The 16577-nt window shown below is 72.6% G+C and carries 13 protein-coding genes and 1 pseudogene; all 14 read left to right on the forward strand.

What is annotated here, in order from left to right:
- Positions 1–94 precede the first annotated feature (94 nt).
- The 14 genes and pseudogenes from mraZ (at position 95) to OG990_RS02405 (ending at position 16495) form a co-directional block, all read left to right on the forward strand.
- Positions 95–526, forward strand: a complete 432-nt coding sequence (mraZ, locus tag OG990_RS02340) for a division/cell wall cluster transcriptional repressor MraZ (protein ID WP_328418886.1) — start codon at positions 95–97, stop codon at positions 524–526.
- 204 nt (positions 527–730) lie between these two features.
- Positions 731–1768, forward strand: a pseudogene (gene rsmH / locus OG990_RS02345) (16S rRNA (cytosine(1402)-N(4))-methyltransferase RsmH); the annotation flags it as partial.
- A gap of 62 nt (positions 1769–1830) precedes the next feature.
- On the forward strand, positions 1831–2439 hold the full coding sequence (locus OG990_RS02350; protein ID WP_328418885.1) for a hypothetical protein: 609 nt from the start codon (positions 1831–1833) through the stop codon (positions 2437–2439).
- A 3-nt stretch (positions 2440–2442) separates the two neighbouring features.
- On the forward strand, positions 2443–4647 hold the full coding sequence (locus tag OG990_RS02355; protein ID WP_406078859.1) for a penicillin-binding transpeptidase domain-containing protein: 2205 nt from the start codon (positions 2443–2445) through the stop codon (positions 4645–4647).
- Complete coding sequence (locus tag OG990_RS02360) at positions 4554–4781, forward strand: peptidoglycan-binding protein (RefSeq protein WP_406081623.1); 228 nt, start codon at positions 4554–4556, stop codon at positions 4779–4781. The genes OG990_RS02355 and OG990_RS02360 overlap by 94 nt, the downstream gene beginning before the upstream one ends.
- Before the next feature lie 219 nt (positions 4782–5000).
- Positions 5001–6563 carry a UDP-N-acetylmuramoyl-L-alanyl-D-glutamate--2,6-diaminopimelate ligase gene (locus tag OG990_RS02365; RefSeq protein ID WP_406078860.1) on the forward strand — a complete coding sequence of 521 codons (1563 nt, stop codon included), beginning with the start codon at positions 5001–5003 and terminating at the stop codon, positions 6561–6563.
- The gene (gene murF, locus OG990_RS02370) at positions 6560–7963 is read left to right on the forward strand and encodes a UDP-N-acetylmuramoyl-tripeptide--D-alanyl-D-alanine ligase (RefSeq protein WP_406078861.1); all 1404 of its coding nucleotides are present in this window, start codon (positions 6560–6562) and stop codon (positions 7961–7963) included. The genes OG990_RS02365 and murF overlap by 4 nt, the downstream gene beginning before the upstream one ends.
- Complete coding sequence (gene mraY / locus OG990_RS02375; protein WP_328418881.1) at positions 7960–9084, forward strand: phospho-N-acetylmuramoyl-pentapeptide-transferase; 1125 nt, start codon at positions 7960–7962, stop codon at positions 9082–9084. The genes murF and mraY overlap by 4 nt, the downstream gene beginning before the upstream one ends.
- 330 nt (positions 9085–9414) lie before the next feature.
- A complete protein-coding gene (locus OG990_RS02380; RefSeq protein WP_406081624.1) occupies positions 9415–10887 on the forward strand; it encodes an FtsW/RodA/SpoVE family cell cycle protein in 1473 nt (490 codons plus the stop codon).
- Positions 10887–11993, forward strand: a complete 1107-nt coding sequence (gene murG, locus OG990_RS02385) for an undecaprenyldiphospho-muramoylpentapeptide beta-N-acetylglucosaminyltransferase (protein ID WP_328418880.1) — start codon at positions 10887–10889, stop codon at positions 11991–11993. Before OG990_RS02380 ends, murG begins: the two co-directional genes overlap by 1 nt.
- Complete coding sequence (murC, locus tag OG990_RS02390; RefSeq protein ID WP_328418879.1) at positions 11990–13555, forward strand: UDP-N-acetylmuramate--L-alanine ligase; 1566 nt, start codon at positions 11990–11992, stop codon at positions 13553–13555. Before murG ends, murC begins: the two co-directional genes overlap by 4 nt.
- Positions 13552–14370: an FtsQ-type POTRA domain-containing protein gene (locus tag OG990_RS02395; RefSeq protein WP_328418878.1), complete on the forward strand. Its 819-nt coding sequence runs from the start codon at positions 13552–13554 to the stop codon at positions 14368–14370. Before murC ends, OG990_RS02395 begins: the two co-directional genes overlap by 4 nt.
- Positions 14371–14626: 256 nt before the next feature.
- Positions 14627–15742 carry a cell division protein FtsZ gene (ftsZ, locus tag OG990_RS02400; RefSeq protein ID WP_328418877.1) on the forward strand — a complete coding sequence of 372 codons (1116 nt, stop codon included), beginning with the start codon at positions 14627–14629 and terminating at the stop codon, positions 15740–15742.
- A 9-nt stretch (positions 15743–15751) separates the two neighbouring features.
- Positions 15752–16495 carry a YggS family pyridoxal phosphate-dependent enzyme gene (locus OG990_RS02405; RefSeq protein ID WP_406078862.1) on the forward strand — a complete coding sequence of 248 codons (744 nt, stop codon included), beginning with the start codon at positions 15752–15754 and terminating at the stop codon, positions 16493–16495.
- Positions 16496–16577: the final 82 nt, after the last annotated feature.

Here is a 16577-nt window from a genome sequence, read left to right on the forward strand (position 1 = left end):
TAGAGTGGGGACCAATGGTGAGGCCGGGAGGGCTCACCGGCCCGGGGGGTCAGCGGCGCCGCGAACGCCGTTCAAGGGCGAGGGGGTAGGGCCGATGTTCCTCGGCACCCACACTCCGCGCCTGGACGACAAAGGCCGGTTGATCCTTCCGGCCAAGTTCCGGGACGAGCTGGCAGGGGGTGTCGTGGTCACTAAAGGGCAGGAGCGCTGCCTCTACGTCTTTCCGACACCCGAGTTCCAGCGGATCGCGGAGCAGTTGCGCGCGCAACCAATGACGCACAAGGCGGCCCGGGCCTACAGCCGGGTCTTCTTCGCCAGCGCGCACGACGAGGTTCCGGACAAGCAGGGTCGGGTGACCATCCCGGCCCACCTGCGGGCGTACGCCGCACTGGATCGCGACCTGGTCGTGATCGGCGCGAGCACGCGGGTGGAGATCTGGGACCGGGTCGCCTGGGAGACCTACCTCGCCGAGAGCGAAGACGACTTCGCCGACATCGAGGAGGGGGTGCTGCCCGGCGGTCTGTAGGGCGGAACGGCGCCCGACGTACTGCGAGATCTCCAGCCGCTTTCGAGTTCCTGGCACCCCTTCCCCGGTGCCAGGCGCACGATCCAGTCATCGGGCGGAGCCCGGTGCCCGGCGGGAGCGGATGGGGATCTGGCGGTACGGCGGCAGCGCCGTCCGACGACGGGCGCACGAGGAGAACGGACGTTTCAACCAGTGGGGGTCATCATGGGGGAGTTGCGCGGCACGCACGTGCCGGTGCTGCTCGAGCGGTGTCTCGAGCTGCTGGCCCCCGCGCTGGGTCGAAGCGGCCGGACGGTGCACGTCGACGCGACGCTCGGCCTGGGCGGGCACGCGGAGGCGGTACTCGAGGCGCATCCGGAGACGGTCCTGATCGGGCTGGACCGGGACACCGAGGCACTCGCCCACGCGCGGGTTCGGCTGGCCCGGTTCGCCGATCGGGTGCACCTGGAGCACGCCGTCTACGACGAGCTGCCCGAGGTGCTCGACCGGCTGGGCTATCCGGGCATCGACGGCATCCTGTTCGACCTGGGTGTCTCGTCGCTGCAACTCGACGCGCCCGACCGCGGGTTCGCGTACGCCCAGGACGCGCCACTGGACATGCGGATGGACCAGACCCGGGGGGTGACCGCCGAGGAGGTGGTCAACACCTACGCGCACCCGGACCTGGCCCGGGTGCTTCGGGTCTACGGCGAGGAGAAGTTCGCCGGCCGGATCGCCTCGGCGATCATCCGGGAGCGGGAACGCGTCCGGATCACGTCGTCCGCGCGGCTGGCGGAGCTGGTCCGGGACTCCATTCCGGCGCCAGCTCGACGAACGGGCGGACACCCGGCAAAGAGAACGTTTCAGGCTTTACGGATCGAGGTAAACAAAGAGCTGGCAGCGCTGGAGACGGCGCTGCCGTCCGCGCTCGACGCACTGACCGTGGGCGGTCGCATGGTGGTCCTGTCCTACCACTCGCTGGAGGACCGGCTCACCAAGGTGGCGCTCGCGGACCGGGTCCGCAGTAAGGGCCCGATCGACCTCCCGGTCGAACTGCCCGGGTCCGGTCCGACGTTCCGGCTGCTCAGCCGGGGTGCCGAACTGGCCGGGGAAGCGGAGGTCGCCGCCAACCCGCGAGCCGCCTCGGTGCGGCTGCGGGCGGCGGAGCGACTCGACCCGAACGCGGCACAGCAAGGGCGGACCGACCGCGAACGGTCCCGCCGAAGGGTGAAGGGGATGCACCAACCGGGGACGGGGACTGCGTGATCCGTGGGGGATCCGTGGCTCCGGTCCGGTAGAGGGACGGACGTTGAGGGGGAGGGGACATGAGCATTGACAAGCGCGACCGCCGGGACATCACCGGCGGCGGGCAGCGCACACCACGGTCGGGGGGCCGGACCGTGGCGGAGCGGGCGACGCGCGTGGGGAACGGTACGCCACGCATCGATCGAGTGAAGCGGCAGGGGGAGGCTCGTGCCCGGGGGGCGCGCGAGTTCCCCACCCAGGGCAGTGCCGCGCTGCGGCCGGCCGAGAAGGCCGGCGTCGCCGCCAGCGCTCGCCCGCCGCGGCTGCGGGTGGCGCCGCCGCCGCCGATGTCGGTGCCGCGCGCACCGTTCGCGGCGCTGATCGTGCTGCTGGTGCTCGGTGGGGTGCTGGGCATCCTGACGGTCAACACCAAGATCAACGAGAATGCCCTGCGGCTGGAGAAGCTGGAGCAGCAGCAGGGCCGGCTGGACCTGGAGAAGCAGCAGCTGGACAAGCAGATCGCCGACGCCAAGGCGCCAGGCAACCTGACCGCCGAGGCGCGCCGGCTGGGCCTGGTGGACGCCGGTGAGCCGGCGTACATCCGGCTGCCGGACGGCAAGACCATCGGTGTGCCGAAGCCGGCGACCGGCGAGCCGTCGGTGACCAGCCAGCAGGGTGCGGGAGGCTGACCGGTGCCATCGAGGTCGGACGAGCCGCGCCGGGATCCCAAGGGGTCCCGGCGCGGCTCTTCCCGTGACACCAACCCCACGGACGGGGAGCCGCGCGCCGGGGAGCCGGGCATGGGAGGCATCTCGGGCGCTCGGGCGTACACCCCTCGGGGCCGGACGATCCGGGAGGAGCGCGGCTCGCCGGCGCGTAGCGGGGGCGCCGAGCAGCGGCGTACCCCGCGCAGCACCCGGTCCGGCGACCCGTTCCGGCCCGCGTTGCAGGTGCTCGACGGCGGCCGGGCCGCTGCCCGGACCGGCCGGCGGGACGCGCCGGCGGCGGGACGCGGCGGGGTGGTGCGCACCGTCGCGCCGCGCACCCCGCGCGGCCCGGCCGGCGACGAGCCGCCGCCGCGCCGCCGGACCACGCCGCGCGCGCCGCGCCGCGGCGACCGCCCGGCTGCCCGCCGGCCGTCCCGCAAGCCACCGCGCCCGCCGAAGCTGGCCGACTCACGGCTGCGGCTGAGGCTGGGCACCGCGCTCACTCTGGCGCTGTTCGCCGTCATCGGGATCCGGCTGATCTTCCTCCAGGCGGTGGACACCCCGGCGTACGCCGGCGGCGGCGTCGCCGACCGGACCCGCAAGGTCGAGCTGCCCGCCCCGCGCGGCGCGATCTACGACCGCACCGGCGCCCCGCTGGCACACAGCGTCGAGGCGCGGTACGTGTACGCCGACCCGACCGAGATCGAGGACCCGGCCGGCACCGCGAAGGCGCTCTCCCCCCTTCTCGGCATCCCGGCGTCGAAGCTCACCGAGCTGATGAAGCCCCGCAAGCTGGAGAACGGCATCCTGTCCCAGTTCGTGTACCTGGCCCGGGGGGTGGAGATCTCGACCGCCAAGCGGGTGCAGACGCTGGAGTTGCCCGGCATCGGGGTGCACCGCGACGAGCGCCGCGAGGTGCCCGGCGGCGACCTGGCGGCCAACCTGATCGGCTTCACCAGCCAGGACATGGTCGGGCTGGAGGGGCTGGAGGCCCGCTACGACGATCTGCTCGCCGGGCAGGACGGCAAGCGGGTGTACGAGGCCGGCCTCGGTAACCTGGACGCGCCGATCCCGGGCGGCTACAGCAAGACCACCCCGGCCAAGCCGGGCACCTCCATGACCCTCACCATCGACCGTGACCTGCAGTTCCGCGCCCAGCAGATCCTCAGTGCGGCGATGGCGCAGCACCGCGGCGGCACCGCCGCAGCGGTGATCATCGACATTCCTTCTGGTGAGGTGCTGGCCCAGGTCAGCAATCCCACCTACGACGCGGCGAAGCCGGTGGACAGCGACCCGGTCGCCCGGGAGGACGCGGCGACCAGCTTCGTGGTCGACCCCGGTTCGGTGCACAAGGCGATCACCTTCGGGGCGGCACTGCAGGAGGGGGTGATCACCCCGGACACCACGCTGCCCATCGCGAACAGCATCAAGAAGGGCGACACCTGGTTCGCCGACACCCACCCGGCGAACGGCAAGCGGATGAGCGTGCCGGGGATGCTCGCCTACTCGTCGAACGTCGGCACCATCACCATCGCCGACCGGCTCGGCCGGGAACGGTTGATCGACTACCAGAAGCGGTTCGGGCTCGGCCAGCCCACCGGCGAGGGGATGCCCGGCGAGGCCCGCGGACGGCTGCTGCCGGCCGACGAGTGGAGCGAGTCGTCGGCCGGGTCGGTGCCGATCGGGCACAGCGTCGACGCCACGCCGCTGCAGATGGCCGCCGCGTACGCCACCATCGCCAACGACGGCACCTACGTGCAGCCACACCTGGTCAAGGAGACGACCGGCCCGGACGGTAAGCACACTGCCGCGCCGGCCCCGGTGACGCGTTCGGTGCTCAGCCCGCAGAACGCGGCGGCGCTGCGCACCATGCTGGAGGCGGTCACCACGGTCGATCGCGCCACCGGCGAGGCCGCCGCGGTCCCCGGCTACCGGATCGCCGGCAAGACCGGCACCGGCTGGCGGCTGGTGGACGGCAAGAAGCAGCCCGGCGAGGTGTCCTCCTTCATCGGGATGGCCCCCGCGGAGAAGCCCCGTTACGTCGTCGCGGTGTTCGTGTACAGCCCTGGTGGCGGTGGCGCCAAGGCGGCAACAGAATCCTTCCGCGAAGTGATGAGCTTCACTCTGCGTCATTCACGAGTCCCTCCTACGGGAACGTCGAGTCCACGTTTTGTCGTCTTCCCTGGTTAGCAACGGATGGCGTCTTCGGCGGAGGCACGCAGACCGCGTTGAAGCAGGTGCAGGCTGCGGTCGGTGTGACCGCTGACGGTGTCTACGGCCCGAACACGCGGAACGCCATGAAGTGGATCCACGCGGAGATTTAATTGCAGTCGGGCGCGGATACGGGTTGGAAATAATCCGTGTCCGCGCCTCATTTTCTGGTTTCTGGTGAAGGCGGCTGAGCCGGCAGGGAACTGTGCTCCCCTGCGGTGCTCTCGCAACCGGCTCGGACCCCTGCACCAGCGTCGCCACAGCCGCTCCACGGGCCGCCCGACGCCACGCCGGACGTTCGGCGACTCCCGAGACGGATATTCAGGCGCGGTGTGCGGCCGGAACCGGACGACCGGGTAGGGTCTGACGCCGTGCCCGGCAATCCACGTCCACGTACCGTGACCGGAGTCCGGCTCGGCGATCTCGCCGTCCGGCTCGCTGTCGACCTCCCGGCGGACGCCGCTGGAGTGGTCGTTACCGGGGCCACCCACGCCAGCCAGGAGGTCCGTCCCGGCGACCTGTATGCGGCCCTGCCCGGTGCCCGCCGGCACGGCGCGGAGTTCGCGGCCGGCGCTGCCGAGGCCGGCGCGGTGGCGCTGCTGACCGACCCGGCCGGCGCCGAACTGGCGGCGGGGTCCGGCCTGCCCGCCCTGGTGGTGTCCGACCCCCGTGCGGTGCTCGGCGAGGTGGCCTCGGCCGTCTACGGCGACCCGACCGCCGGGCTCACCGTGATCGGCGTGACCGGCACCGCCGGCAAGACCTCCACCGCCTACCTGATCGAGTCGGGCCTGCGCGCCGCCGGGCACACCACCGGGCTGATCGGCACCGTGGAGACCCGGCTCGGTGACCTGGTGATCGACAGCGTGCGCACCACCCCCGAGGCGACCGATCTGCACGCCATGCTGGCCACCGCCCGCGAGCGCGGGGTCACCGCCGTGGTCATGGAGGTCTCCAGCCACGCGCTGGCCATGGGCCGGGTGGGCGGCGTCCGGTTCGCCGTCGGCGGCTACACCAACTTCGGCTCCGACCACCTGGACTTCCACGCCGACAGCGCCGACTACTTCGCCGCCAAGGCGCAGCTCTTCGACGGCCGGTGCGCCGTCGAGGTGCTCAATCACGACGACCCGGCCCTCAAGTCGCTGTACAAGCCGGCGACGGTCAGCTACTCGGCGGCCGGCGACCCGGACGCGACGTGGTGGGCCGACGGCGTCGGTGGTGAGGGGTACGCCCAGCGGTTCACCGCGCACGGCCCGGACGGGCTGGCCCTGCCCACCGGGGTGGCGCTGCCCGGCCGGCACAACGTGGCCAACGCGCTGCTGGCCATCGCAGCGCTGGTGGGTGCCGGGGTGGACCCGGCGACCGCGGCGGCCGGCGTGGCGGCCTGCGGCGGCGTACCGGGCCGGCTGCAGCTGGTCGACGTCGCGGGGCCGGTGCGCGGGGTGGTCGACTACGCGCACAAGTCGGACGCGATCGTGGCCGCGCTGGCCGCGCTGCGCGAGCTGAGCGCGGGCCGGTTGATCTGCGTGATCGGTGCCGGTGGGGACCGGGACCGGGGCAAGCGGCCGGTGATGGGCGCCGCCGCGGCGGAGGGAGCCGACGTGGTGCTGGTGACCGACGACAACCCGCGCACCGAGGATCCGGCGGAGATCCGCGCCGAGGTCCTCGCCGGGGCGTACCGGGCCGGCACGGCCGCACGGATCATCGAGGTGGACGGCCGGCGGGCCGCCATCGACGAGGCGGTCCGGCTGGCCGAGCCGGGCGACGTGATCGCGCTGCTCGGCAAGGGCCACGAGCGGGGCCAGGAGGTGGGCGGCGAGGTGTTCCCGTTCGACGACAGCACCGAGCTGGCCGACGCGCTGCGGGCCCGCTTCGGGGACCTGGCGGGTCAGCGGTGATCGCGCTGACCCTGGCCGAGGTGGCCGCCGCGGTCGACGGGCGACTGGTCGCCGCCGACCCGGCCGTCACCGTGACCGGCACGGTCGAGTTCGACTCGCGCAAGGTGGCCCCCGGCGCGCTCTTCGTGGCCTTCCCGGGGGAGAAGGTCGACGGGCACGACTACGCGGCCGGCGCGATGGAGTCCGGCGCGGTGGCGGTGCTCGGCACCCGCGAGGTGCCCGGAGTGCCGATGGTGCTGGTCGACGACGCGCTGACCGCGATGGGCCGGCTGGCCCGCGCGGTGGTGGACCGGCTGCCCGGGCTGACCGTGGTCGGGCTGACCGGCTCCTCCGGCAAGACCACCACCAAGGACCTGATCGGCCAGCTCACCGTCCGGCTCGGCACCACGGTGGCGCCACCCGGGTCGTTCAACAACGAGCTGGGGCACCCGTACACGGCGTTGCAGGCCGGGCCGGACACCCGCTACCTCGTGCTGGAGAAGGGCTCGCGCGGGGTGGGGCACGTGCGCTACCTGTGCGAGATCGTGCCGCCGAGGATCTCCGTGGTGCTCAACGTCGGGACCTCACACATCGGTGAGTTCGGCTCGCAGGAGACCATCGCCCTGGCCAAGGGCGAGCTGGTCGAGGCGCTGCCGTCCGACGGCCTGGCCGTCCTGAACGCCGACGACCCACGGGTGGACGCGATGGCGAGCCGTACCAGCGCCCGGGTGGTCCGCTACGGCGAGGCCCCGGACGCCGACGTGCGGGCCGAGGACGTCACGCTGGACGATCGGGGACGCGCGTCGTACACCCTGGTCACCCCGGAGGGGAGGGTGCCGGTACGGCTCGGGCTGACCGGACGCCACCAGGTCTCCAACACCCTCGCCGCGGCGGCGGTGGCCCGGGAGCTGGGCATGCCACTGGCCGAGCTGGCCACGGCGCTCGGCGAGCTGGGGCTGGTCTCCACCCGACGGATGGACGTCTTCGACCGCCCCGACGGGGTGACCGTCATCGACGACTCGTACAACGCCAACCCGGCCTCGATGTCGGCCGCGCTGAAGGCGCTCGCCACGCTCGGCCGGGGTCGGCGTACCGTCGCGGTGCTCGGCTACATGGCCGAGCTCGGCCCGTTCGAGCGGGACGGCCACGCTGAGGTCGGCCAACTCGCGGCCGAGCTGGGTGTCGACCGGCTGCTCGTGGTGGGCGAGCCGGCTGCGCCGATCCACGAAGGCGCGACAGCGGTAGCGAACTGGGGAGGAGAGTCGGTGCTGCTCACCGATCAGGCAGCGGCCGTCGAGGTGCTGCGGGGCGAGCTACGGCCGGGCGACGTCGTCCTGGTCAAGGGCTCCCGGTACCGGACCTGGGAGGTGGCCGACGCCCTGCGCGCCGACGCCACCTCTGAGAATGGAGCTACCGCGTGAGGGCGGTCATCGTCGCCGTCGGGGTGGCCTTCCTCGTCTCGCTCTTCTGCACCCCGATCGCGATCAAGGTGTTCACCCGGCTCAAGGCCGGCCAGCCGATCCGGGCCGAGGGCCCGGCCATGCACCAGACCAAGAAGGGCACGCCCACGATGGGCGGCGTGGTCTTCATCCTGGCCACGGTGATCGCGTACGTGGCCGGGCACCTGGCTCTGACCACCCTGCCGGACGCGCAGATCGCCCAGGTGGAGCCGACCATCACCGCCCTGGTGCTGCTGGGGCTGATGGTGTTCTCCGGTGCGGTGGGCTTCCTCGACGACTTCCTCAAGGTGCGCAAGCGCAACAGCGCCGGGCTGAACAAGCGCGGCAAGCTGCTCGGCCAGATCCTGGTCGGCGCGGTCTTCGGTGTGGTCGCGCTGTACTTCCCGAGCACGATGACCGACGCGTCGGGCGCGGTGACCAACACCGAGACGGTGGGCAGCACCACGCTGAGCTTCATCCGGGACATCGACGCCCTGGAAGTCAGCAAGATCGGCGCGATCATCATCTTCATCTTCGTGGTGATGGGTGCCACGAACGGGGTGAACCTCACCGACGGCCTGGACGGTCTGGCCACCGGCGCCTCGGTGATGGTGCTCGCCGCGTACGCGTTGATCGCGTTCTGGCAGTACCGGCACTGGTGCGCCGACCCGAGCTACACCCAGTCGTACTGCTACGCCGTCCGCGACCCGTTGGAGATCGCGCTGATAGCCGGGGCGGCGGCCGGGGCCTGTGTCGGCTTCCTGTGGTGGAACACGTCCCCCGCACGGATCTTCATGGGTGACACCGGTGCGCTGGGGCTGGGCGGCCTCATCGCCGGCATGGCGATGTCCACCCGGACCATCCTGCTGCTGCCGATCATCGGCGGGCTCTTCGTGATCATCACGATGTCCGTGGTGATCCAGATCATCTCCTTCCGGACCACCGGCAAACGTGTGTTCCGGATGTCGCCGCTGCAGCACCACTTCGAGTTGGCCGGCTGGAGCGAGGTCAACATCGTGGTCCGGTTCTGGATCATCGCCGGCATCGGGGTGGCCATCGCGCTGGGCCTGTTCTACAGCGAGTTCCTGGCCAACATGACCTGACCCGGCGCACACCGGCCAGCACACCTCGGCCCCCGGTTCCGCTCGCGGCGGACCACCGGGGGCCGTGGCGTGTCCATCCGACACGCCGGGGGTGCCGTTGTGGGCGTGCGCGGCGCGCGGAGCGGTGATGATGTCCGGGTGGGGGAGGAACCAGACACCGAGGACAGGACAGCCGGCCGGTCGCGGCGGTCACCGGGCGCGGGGCGTAACGCGTCGCCGCGCGGCCCGGACGACAAGCGTGGGCCGGACGACAAGCGTGCACCGGACGACAAGCGTGGACCGGACGGCCCGCGCGGGTCGGATGGCTCGCGTGGGCCGGCAGCGGGGGCCGTGGCGCGGGAGCCGGAGCCGGCCGCGCCGGCGCCGCTGCGTGGGCTGGACGCCGCTGGTGGGCTGGCGGCGCTGCGCGGTCTGCTGGACCGGCCGCTGGCCTCCTACTACCTGCTGCTGTCCAGCGCCGGCCTGCTGCTGCTGATCGGGCTGACCATGGTCTTCTCGGCGACCAGCGTGCGGGACTTCGCCGAGGACGGCAACGCCTCGGCCTCGGTGACCAAGCAGGCGATCTTCGCGGTGATCGGCATCGGGGCGTTCTGGGCCTGCCAGCGGCTGCCCGCCACCACCTACCGGTCGCTGGGCCGACCGCTGCTGATCACCTCGGTGGGGCTGCTGCTGGTGCTCAACCTGCTGCTCGCCTACGCCCGGCTGGCCGGCAAGGAGTCGGCCCAGCTCGGCCCGTTGAAAGCCGAGCTGCTCTGGCTGTTCGTCGGCGGGATCCAGCTCCAGCCCTCCGAGCTGGCCAAGTTCGCGTTGGTGCTGTGGGGCGCACACGTGATCGCCCGCAAGGGTGCCGCGCTGGGCTGGTGGCGGGAGCTGGCCACCCCGCTCTTCCCGGTGATCGGGCTGCTCTTCGTCCTGGTCGGCTACAACGACGTCGGCACCATGCTCTGCCTGCTGGCCCTGGTCGTCGGCCTGCTCTGGGCGGCCGGGGTGCGGATGCGGGTCTTCGGCGCGCTCTCGGTGGCCGGCCTGGCCGGGATCGGCCTGCTCATCGCGGTGGCCTCGCTGGGTGCCGGCTCCGGCGAAAAGGGTAAGGAGAACTACCGCTTCGCCCGGCTCACCTACTTCCTCAACCCGCCGCCGCCGCAGGAGTGCGGCGACCCCTGCTACCAGATCTACCAGGGCCGGCTGGCCATCGAGCACGGCGGCTGGTTCGGCGTCGGGCTGGGTAAGAGCAGCCTCAAGTGGGACTGGCTGCCCGCGGCGCACAACGACTTCATCTTCGCGATCATCGCCGAGGAGTTGGGCGTGATCGGCTGCGTGGTGGTGCTCGCCCTCTTCGCGGTGCTCGCGTACACCGGGCTGCGGATCGCCCGGCGGGTCGACGACCCGTTCCGCCGGCTCGCCGCCGCCGCGGTGACCACCTGGCTGGTCAGCCAGGCCGTGATCAATATCGGTGGGGTGGTCGGGCTGCTGCCGATCACCGGCCTGCCCCTGCCGTTCATCTCAGACGGCGGAAGTGCCCTGGTCGTGACGCTGGCCGCGATCGGAATGCTGGCGTCCTTCGCGCGCGCCGAACCCGATGCGGCCAGAGCACTGCATGCCCGTCCGCCGGCCCGGTGGGTCCGACTACTCTGGGCCCCGTTGCCGCCGCTTCCCGGCCGGCGTCGCCGGCCGGCGACGCCGTCGGCTGGCCGAGGGTCCGTGCCCCGGTCCCGCGCGCGGCGACAGGACGACCAGGCCGTACCGCGCGGCGTCCGGCAGGACCGGAGTCGCGCGAGTTCGGCGAGCGAGAGGAGACGCTGATGGGTCCGCTGCGTTCGGTAGTGCTCGCGGGAGGTGGCACCGGGGGGCACATCTACCCGTTGCTCGCCTTCGCCGACTGCCTGCGCCGACACGACCCGGGCGTCCGGATCACCTGCCTCGGCACACCCAAGGGCATGGAGAACGAGCTGATCCCGCCGCAGGGCTACGACCTGCGGCAGATCCCGGCGTACCAGCTGCCCCGGTCGGTGAACATGAACCTGGTCCGCACGCCGGGCCGGATGTGGACCGCGGCCCGCGCGGCGGGCAAGATCATCGACGAGGTGCGCGCCGACGCGGTGGTCGGCTTCGGTGGGTACGTCTCGGTGCCGGCCTACCTCGCCGCCTGGCGCCGGGAGCTGCCCATGGTGATCCACGAGGTGAACGTGCCGCCGGGGGTGGCCAACCGGCTGGGCATGAAGTTCACCAAGAACATCGCGGTCGGCTTCCCGCACCAGCCGAGCCAGGCCGAGTCGCTGCGCGACGCCCGCGTGGTCGGGGTGCCGCTGCGCCGCAGCATCGCCACGCTGGACCGGTACGCGCTGCGCAACGCCGCCCGCGCCCACTTCGGGCTCCGTCCGGACCTGCCGGTGCTCTTCGTCGCTGGCGGCTCCTCGGGCGCCCGCTCGATCAACCTCGCGGTCTCCGGGGCGGCCAAGGAGCTGGCCCGCAACGGCGTGCAGGTGCTGCACGTGATGGGCGCCCGCAACGAGCCGGTGCCGATCCCCACCGACCTGCCGGTGCCGTACGTGACCCTGCCCTACCTGTCCGAGATGGAGCTGGGTTACGCCGCCGCCGACCTGATGCTGGGTCGGGGCGGTGCGATGACCGTCGCCGAGGTGGCCGCGATCGGGCTGCCCACGATCTACGTGCCGTACCCGCACAGCAACCAGGAGCAGAGGCGCAACGCGCTGCCCGTGGTGGAGGCCGGCGGCGGGATGCTGGTCGACGACGCGGAGCTGACCCCGGACTGGCTGGAGCGCACCATCATCCCGCTGATCCGTGACCCGCAGCGGTTGTACACCATGGGCGCGGCGGCAGCGGCGTACGGGCGCCGCGACGGCGACGAGGCGCTACGCTCGTACGTCATCGAGGCGGTGGCCCGATGACCGCGCAGTTCACCCCGGCCGGCACGCTCACGGCCGAGGACCTGGGCACCATCCACCTGATCGGGGTGGGTGGGGTCGGCATGAGCGGGCTCGCCCGGCTCTTCCTCACCCGGGGCATCCCGGTCTCCGGCAGTGAACTGCGCGAGTGGCCGTCGCTGGCCGGCCTGCGGGCGCTGGGTGGGACGATCCACATGAGCCACGAGGCGACCAACCTCGATGGCGTGGACACCGTCGTCTACTCCTCGGCCATTCCACAGGACCACCTGGAGATGGTCGAGGCGCGCCGGCGTGGCCTGCGGGTGCTGCACCGCTCCGAGGCGCTCGCCGCGGCGATGACCGGCCGCCGCGCGGTGGCGGTGGCCGGCACCCACGGCAAGACCACCACCACCTCGATGGTGACCATGGTGCTTCAGCAGGCCGGGGTCGATCCGTCCTTCGTGATCGGCGGGGAGATCTCCGAGGTCGGCTCGGGCGCCCACCACGGCAGCGGCGAGTACTTCGTGGTCGAGGCGGACGAGAGCGACCGCTCGTTCCTCATCTACCGCCCGTACGTCTCGATCATCACCAACGTCGAGGCGGACCACCTCAACACCTACGGCGACTACGCGACGCTGGAGGCGGCGTTCGTCGAGTTCGCCCAGCTCACCGACCCGGACGGGTTCATCATCACCTGCGCCGACGACCCGGGCGGGCGGCGGCTGGCCGAGAGCCTGCGCGCCGAGGGGCGGCGGGTGTACACGTACGGCGAGGCGGCCGACGCCGACCTGCGACTGACCGACATCGTCTCGTCCGCGCGCGGGGTGCGGTACCTGGCCGCGATCGACGGGCGGTCGCTGGGCGAGTTCCGGCTGCCGGTGCCGGGGCGGCACATGGGCCTGAACAGCGCCTCCGCGGTGCTGACCGCGTACCTGCTGGACCTGCCCCTGCCGGCCGCGGAGGCCGCGCTGGCGGTCTTCCCGGGGGTGCGGCGGCGCTTCGAGCGCAAGGGCGTCGCGGACGGCGTGCTGGTCTACGACGAGTACGCCTACCACCCGACCTCGATGACGCTGGCGTTGCAGACGCTGCGCGAGGTGGCCGGGGAGGGGCGGCTGATCGTCGTCTTCCAGCCGTACCGGCTGTACCGCACCCGCGATTCGCAGGCGGAGATCGCCGAGGCGCTGGCCATCGCCGACGAGGTGGTGCTGCTGGAGGTCTTCGGGCCGGGTGAGCTGCGTCAGCCCGGCGAGGGCTCGGCGGCGCTGATCGAGGCGGTGGCGCTGCCCGCCGAACGGAAGGTCTTCGTCGACTCCTGGGAGGCGGCGCCGGTCGAGGTGGTCCGCCGGGCCCGCCCGGGGGACGTGGTGGTGACCATGGGCGCCCCGCCGATCTCGCTGATGGGCGACGAGTTGCTGGCCGGCCTTCTCGCGCGTACCGCGGGCTCCGCGCCGACGGCGACCGTCGACCCGGTGGCCACCGCTCCGGCGGTCGGTCATCCGGTGGCCGGCGGCTCCACCGCCGGCGGCGACGGGGCGGCCCTCGGTGGCACCGCCGCACCGGACGGCGCGGCGCCCACGGCCGGATGAGCCCCGGCCCGGCCCGAGGACGGACGAGCGGCGCCGACGGCGGCGCTCCGCGACGCGGTCCGGTCCGGCGCTGGCAGCTGGTCCGGGCGGGCAGCGACGCGGTGCCGGCGTCGACCCGCCGGTTCATGGCCCGCGCCCGGCAGCGCCGGATGCGCGCGGCGCTGCCCTGGGCGGCGACCGCCGGGGTGCTCGCCCTGGTCGGGCTGGTCGCCTGGACGGTGCTCGGCACCGGGTTGTTCGGGGTCCGCGAGGTGAAGGTGGAGGGTGCCAGCCTGGTCACCCCGGTACAGGTGCGTGACGCGGTCGGGGTGGCCGACGGGGTGCCGCTGGCCCGGGTGGACCTGGCTGCCGCCGCCCGCCGGGTCGGCACGCTGGCGCCGGTGGAGCGGGCCACGGTGTCCCGGGACTGGCCCGGCGCGCTGGTGGTCCGGGTGACCGAGCGGACCCCGGTGGCGGTGGTGCCGCAGGGTGAGGCGTTCGCCCTGGTCGACCGGACCGGGGTGGCGTTCCGGACGGTGCCCCGGCGCCCCGCGGAGCTGCCGCTGGTGCGGGTGGCCCGGCCGGCCGTCGACGATCCGGGTACCCGGGCCGCGCTGGAGGTGCTCGTCGCGTTGACCCCGGAACTGCGCGCCGAGTTGGTGGACGTGAGCGTGGAGGGGCTGGCGCGGATCAGCCTGCGGTTGCGCGGGGACCGGACGGTGGTCTGGGGTGACGCGACGCGGGGTACGGACAAGGCCCGGGTGGCCACCGCACTGCTCGGCGAGGACACCGACCGGATCGACGTGAGCGCGCCGGACGTGGTGACCTTCCGCTGAGCGGGGGGCGTGCCGCGGGGTGCGAGGACGTGACTCATCGCGCTCTGGGCGGCGACACGCCGGTCGGGTCCTTGGCCGATCGCGCGGCGGCGCTTACGTTGCCCCGAAGAGGATCAGTGGTTGACATAACTGTAAGCCTCTAGTAGAGGGTGAGGGTTCACCTCTGATCCTCGGTGGTTACAGCTGTCGTCGGCCGCTGGGCAGGCCACGCCGTACCCGGTCGGCCGAAGCCAATCTCGAAGGGAAAGGACCGGAGATGACACCTCCGCACAACTACCTGGCGGTCATCAAGGTCGTCGGCATCGGGGGCGGCGGCGTCAACGCCGTCAACCGGATGATCGAGGTTGGGCTCAAGGGCGTCGAGTTCATCGCGATCAACACCGATGCCCAGGCGCTGCTGATGAGTGACGCCGACGTCAAGCTCGACGTCGGCCGGGAGCTGACCCGCGGCTTGGGCGCCGGGGCCAACCCGGATGTCGGCAAGAACGCCGCCGAGGACCACCGCGACGAGATCGAGGAGGTGCTCAAGGGCGCCGACATGGTCTTCGTGACCTGCGGCGAGGGCGGCGGCACCGGCACCGGCGGGGCGCCCGTGGTGGCGAACATCGCCCGCAAGCTCGGCGCGCTGACCATCGGCGTGGTGACCCGGCCGTTCTCCTTCGAGGGAAAGCGCCGCCAGGTGCAGGCCGAGACCGGAATAGACGAACTGCGCAACCAGTGCGACACCCTGATCGTCATCCCGAACGACCGGCTGCTGGCACTCGGCGACCGCGGCATCAGCATGATGGACGCGTTCCGCACCGCCGACCAGGTGCTGCTCTCCGGTGTGCAGGGCATCACCGACCTGATCACCACCCCGGGTCTGATCAACCTGGACTTCGCCGATGTCAAGAGCGTCATGAGCGGTGCCGGCAGCGCGCTGATGGGCATCGGCAGCGCCCGCGGCGAGAACCGCGCGGTCGAGGCGGCCGAGGCGGCCATCTCGAGCCCGCTGCTGGAGCAGAGCATGGACGGCGCGCGCGGCGTGCTGCTCTCCATCGCCGGCGGCTCCGACCTGGGCCTGTTCGAGATCAACGACGCGGCGCAACTGGTCACCGACGCGGCCCACCCGGACGCCAACATCATCTTCGGCGCGGTGATCGACGACGCGCTCGGCGACGAGGTGCGGGTGACGGTCATCGCGGCGGGCTTCGACGGCGGCACGCCGGCGTACAAGGCGGCCGAGCCGTCCCGCAAGACCAACACCAACCAGCCGGCGCCGCAGAGCGCTCCGGTCCCGGCGCCGGTCACCATGCCGGCCCCGACCCAGTCGCCGCGTCGGGTGCTCTTCGACGACGTGGACGTGCCCGACTTCCTCAAGAACGGGTCCTGAGCACCGCCGATGACCGACAGCCCAGCCGCGGTACGACCGGAGCGGCGTGCCGAACTCGCGGCCGGCCTGGCCCAGGTCCGGGCCCGGATCGCCGACGCGTGCGCGGACGCCGGCCGGGACCGTTCCGAGGTCACGATGATCGCGGTGACCAAGACCTACCCGGCCGACGACGTACTGGCGCTGGCCGGGCTCGGGGTGACCGACGTGGGGGAGAACCGCGACCAGGAGGCGGCCGGTAAGGCCGCCGAGGTGGCCGCGGCCGGGGTGAGCCCGCGCTGGCACTTCATCGGCCAGCTACAGCGCAACAAGGCCCGTTCGGTGGTCCGGTACGCCGACGTGGTGCACTCCGTCGACAGTGTCCGGCTGGCCCGGGCGCTGGCCACCGCGGCGGCCGACCGGGAGCGACCGTTGGCCGCCCTGGTGCAGGTGAGCATCGACGGCGATCCGGCCCGGGGTGGCGCGCTGCCCGATTCGGCCGACCCGAGCGTCGGGCTGGAGGCGGTGGCCGAGGCGCTGGCCGGTGCGTCGGCCCTGCGGCTGGCCGGCCTGATGGCGGTGGCGCCGCTGGGCTGGGCGCCGGAGCGGGCTTTCGCCCGGCTGGCCGAGGTGGCCGAGGCGTTTCGCGCGGTCCACCCGGGAGCGAGCGCGTTGTCCGCTGGAATGAGCGGCGACCTGGAAATCGCGATCCGATACGGCGCGACACATGTCCGCGTCGGTAGCGCGTTGCTCGGAATGCGCCCCACGCTGCGGTAGCCTGACCGCGAAAGAAGCAAATTACATCAGTGTTGTTTCAGGGACGGCGTCTCCTTGTCGGGGGTCGTGGCGTGCGACGCGA

It is taken from the genome of Micromonospora sp. NBC_00858 (assembly GCF_045207365.1).
Lineage (GTDB): Bacteria > Actinomycetota > Actinomycetes > Mycobacteriales > Micromonosporaceae > Micromonospora.

Coding starts and splice junctions, on each gene's coding strand:
- OG990_RS02405 (WP_406078862.1), top strand. CDS start 15,752: ATGACCGACAGCCCAGCCGCGGTACGACCGGAGCGGCGTGCCGAACTC.
- ftsZ (WP_328418877.1), top strand. CDS start 14,627: ATGACACCTCCGCACAACTACCTGGCGGTCATCAAGGTCGTCGGCATC.
- OG990_RS02350 (WP_328418885.1), top strand. CDS start 1,831: ATGAGCATTGACAAGCGCGACCGCCGGGACATCACCGGCGGCGGGCAG.
- OG990_RS02395 (WP_328418878.1), top strand. CDS start 13,552: ATGAGCCCCGGCCCGGCCCGAGGACGGACGAGCGGCGCCGACGGCGGC.
- mraZ (WP_328418886.1), top strand. CDS start 95: ATGTTCCTCGGCACCCACACTCCGCGCCTGGACGACAAAGGCCGGTTG.
- murC (WP_328418879.1), top strand. CDS start 11,990: ATGACCGCGCAGTTCACCCCGGCCGGCACGCTCACGGCCGAGGACCTG.
- murG (WP_328418880.1), top strand. CDS start 10,887: ATGGGTCCGCTGCGTTCGGTAGTGCTCGCGGGAGGTGGCACCGGGGGG.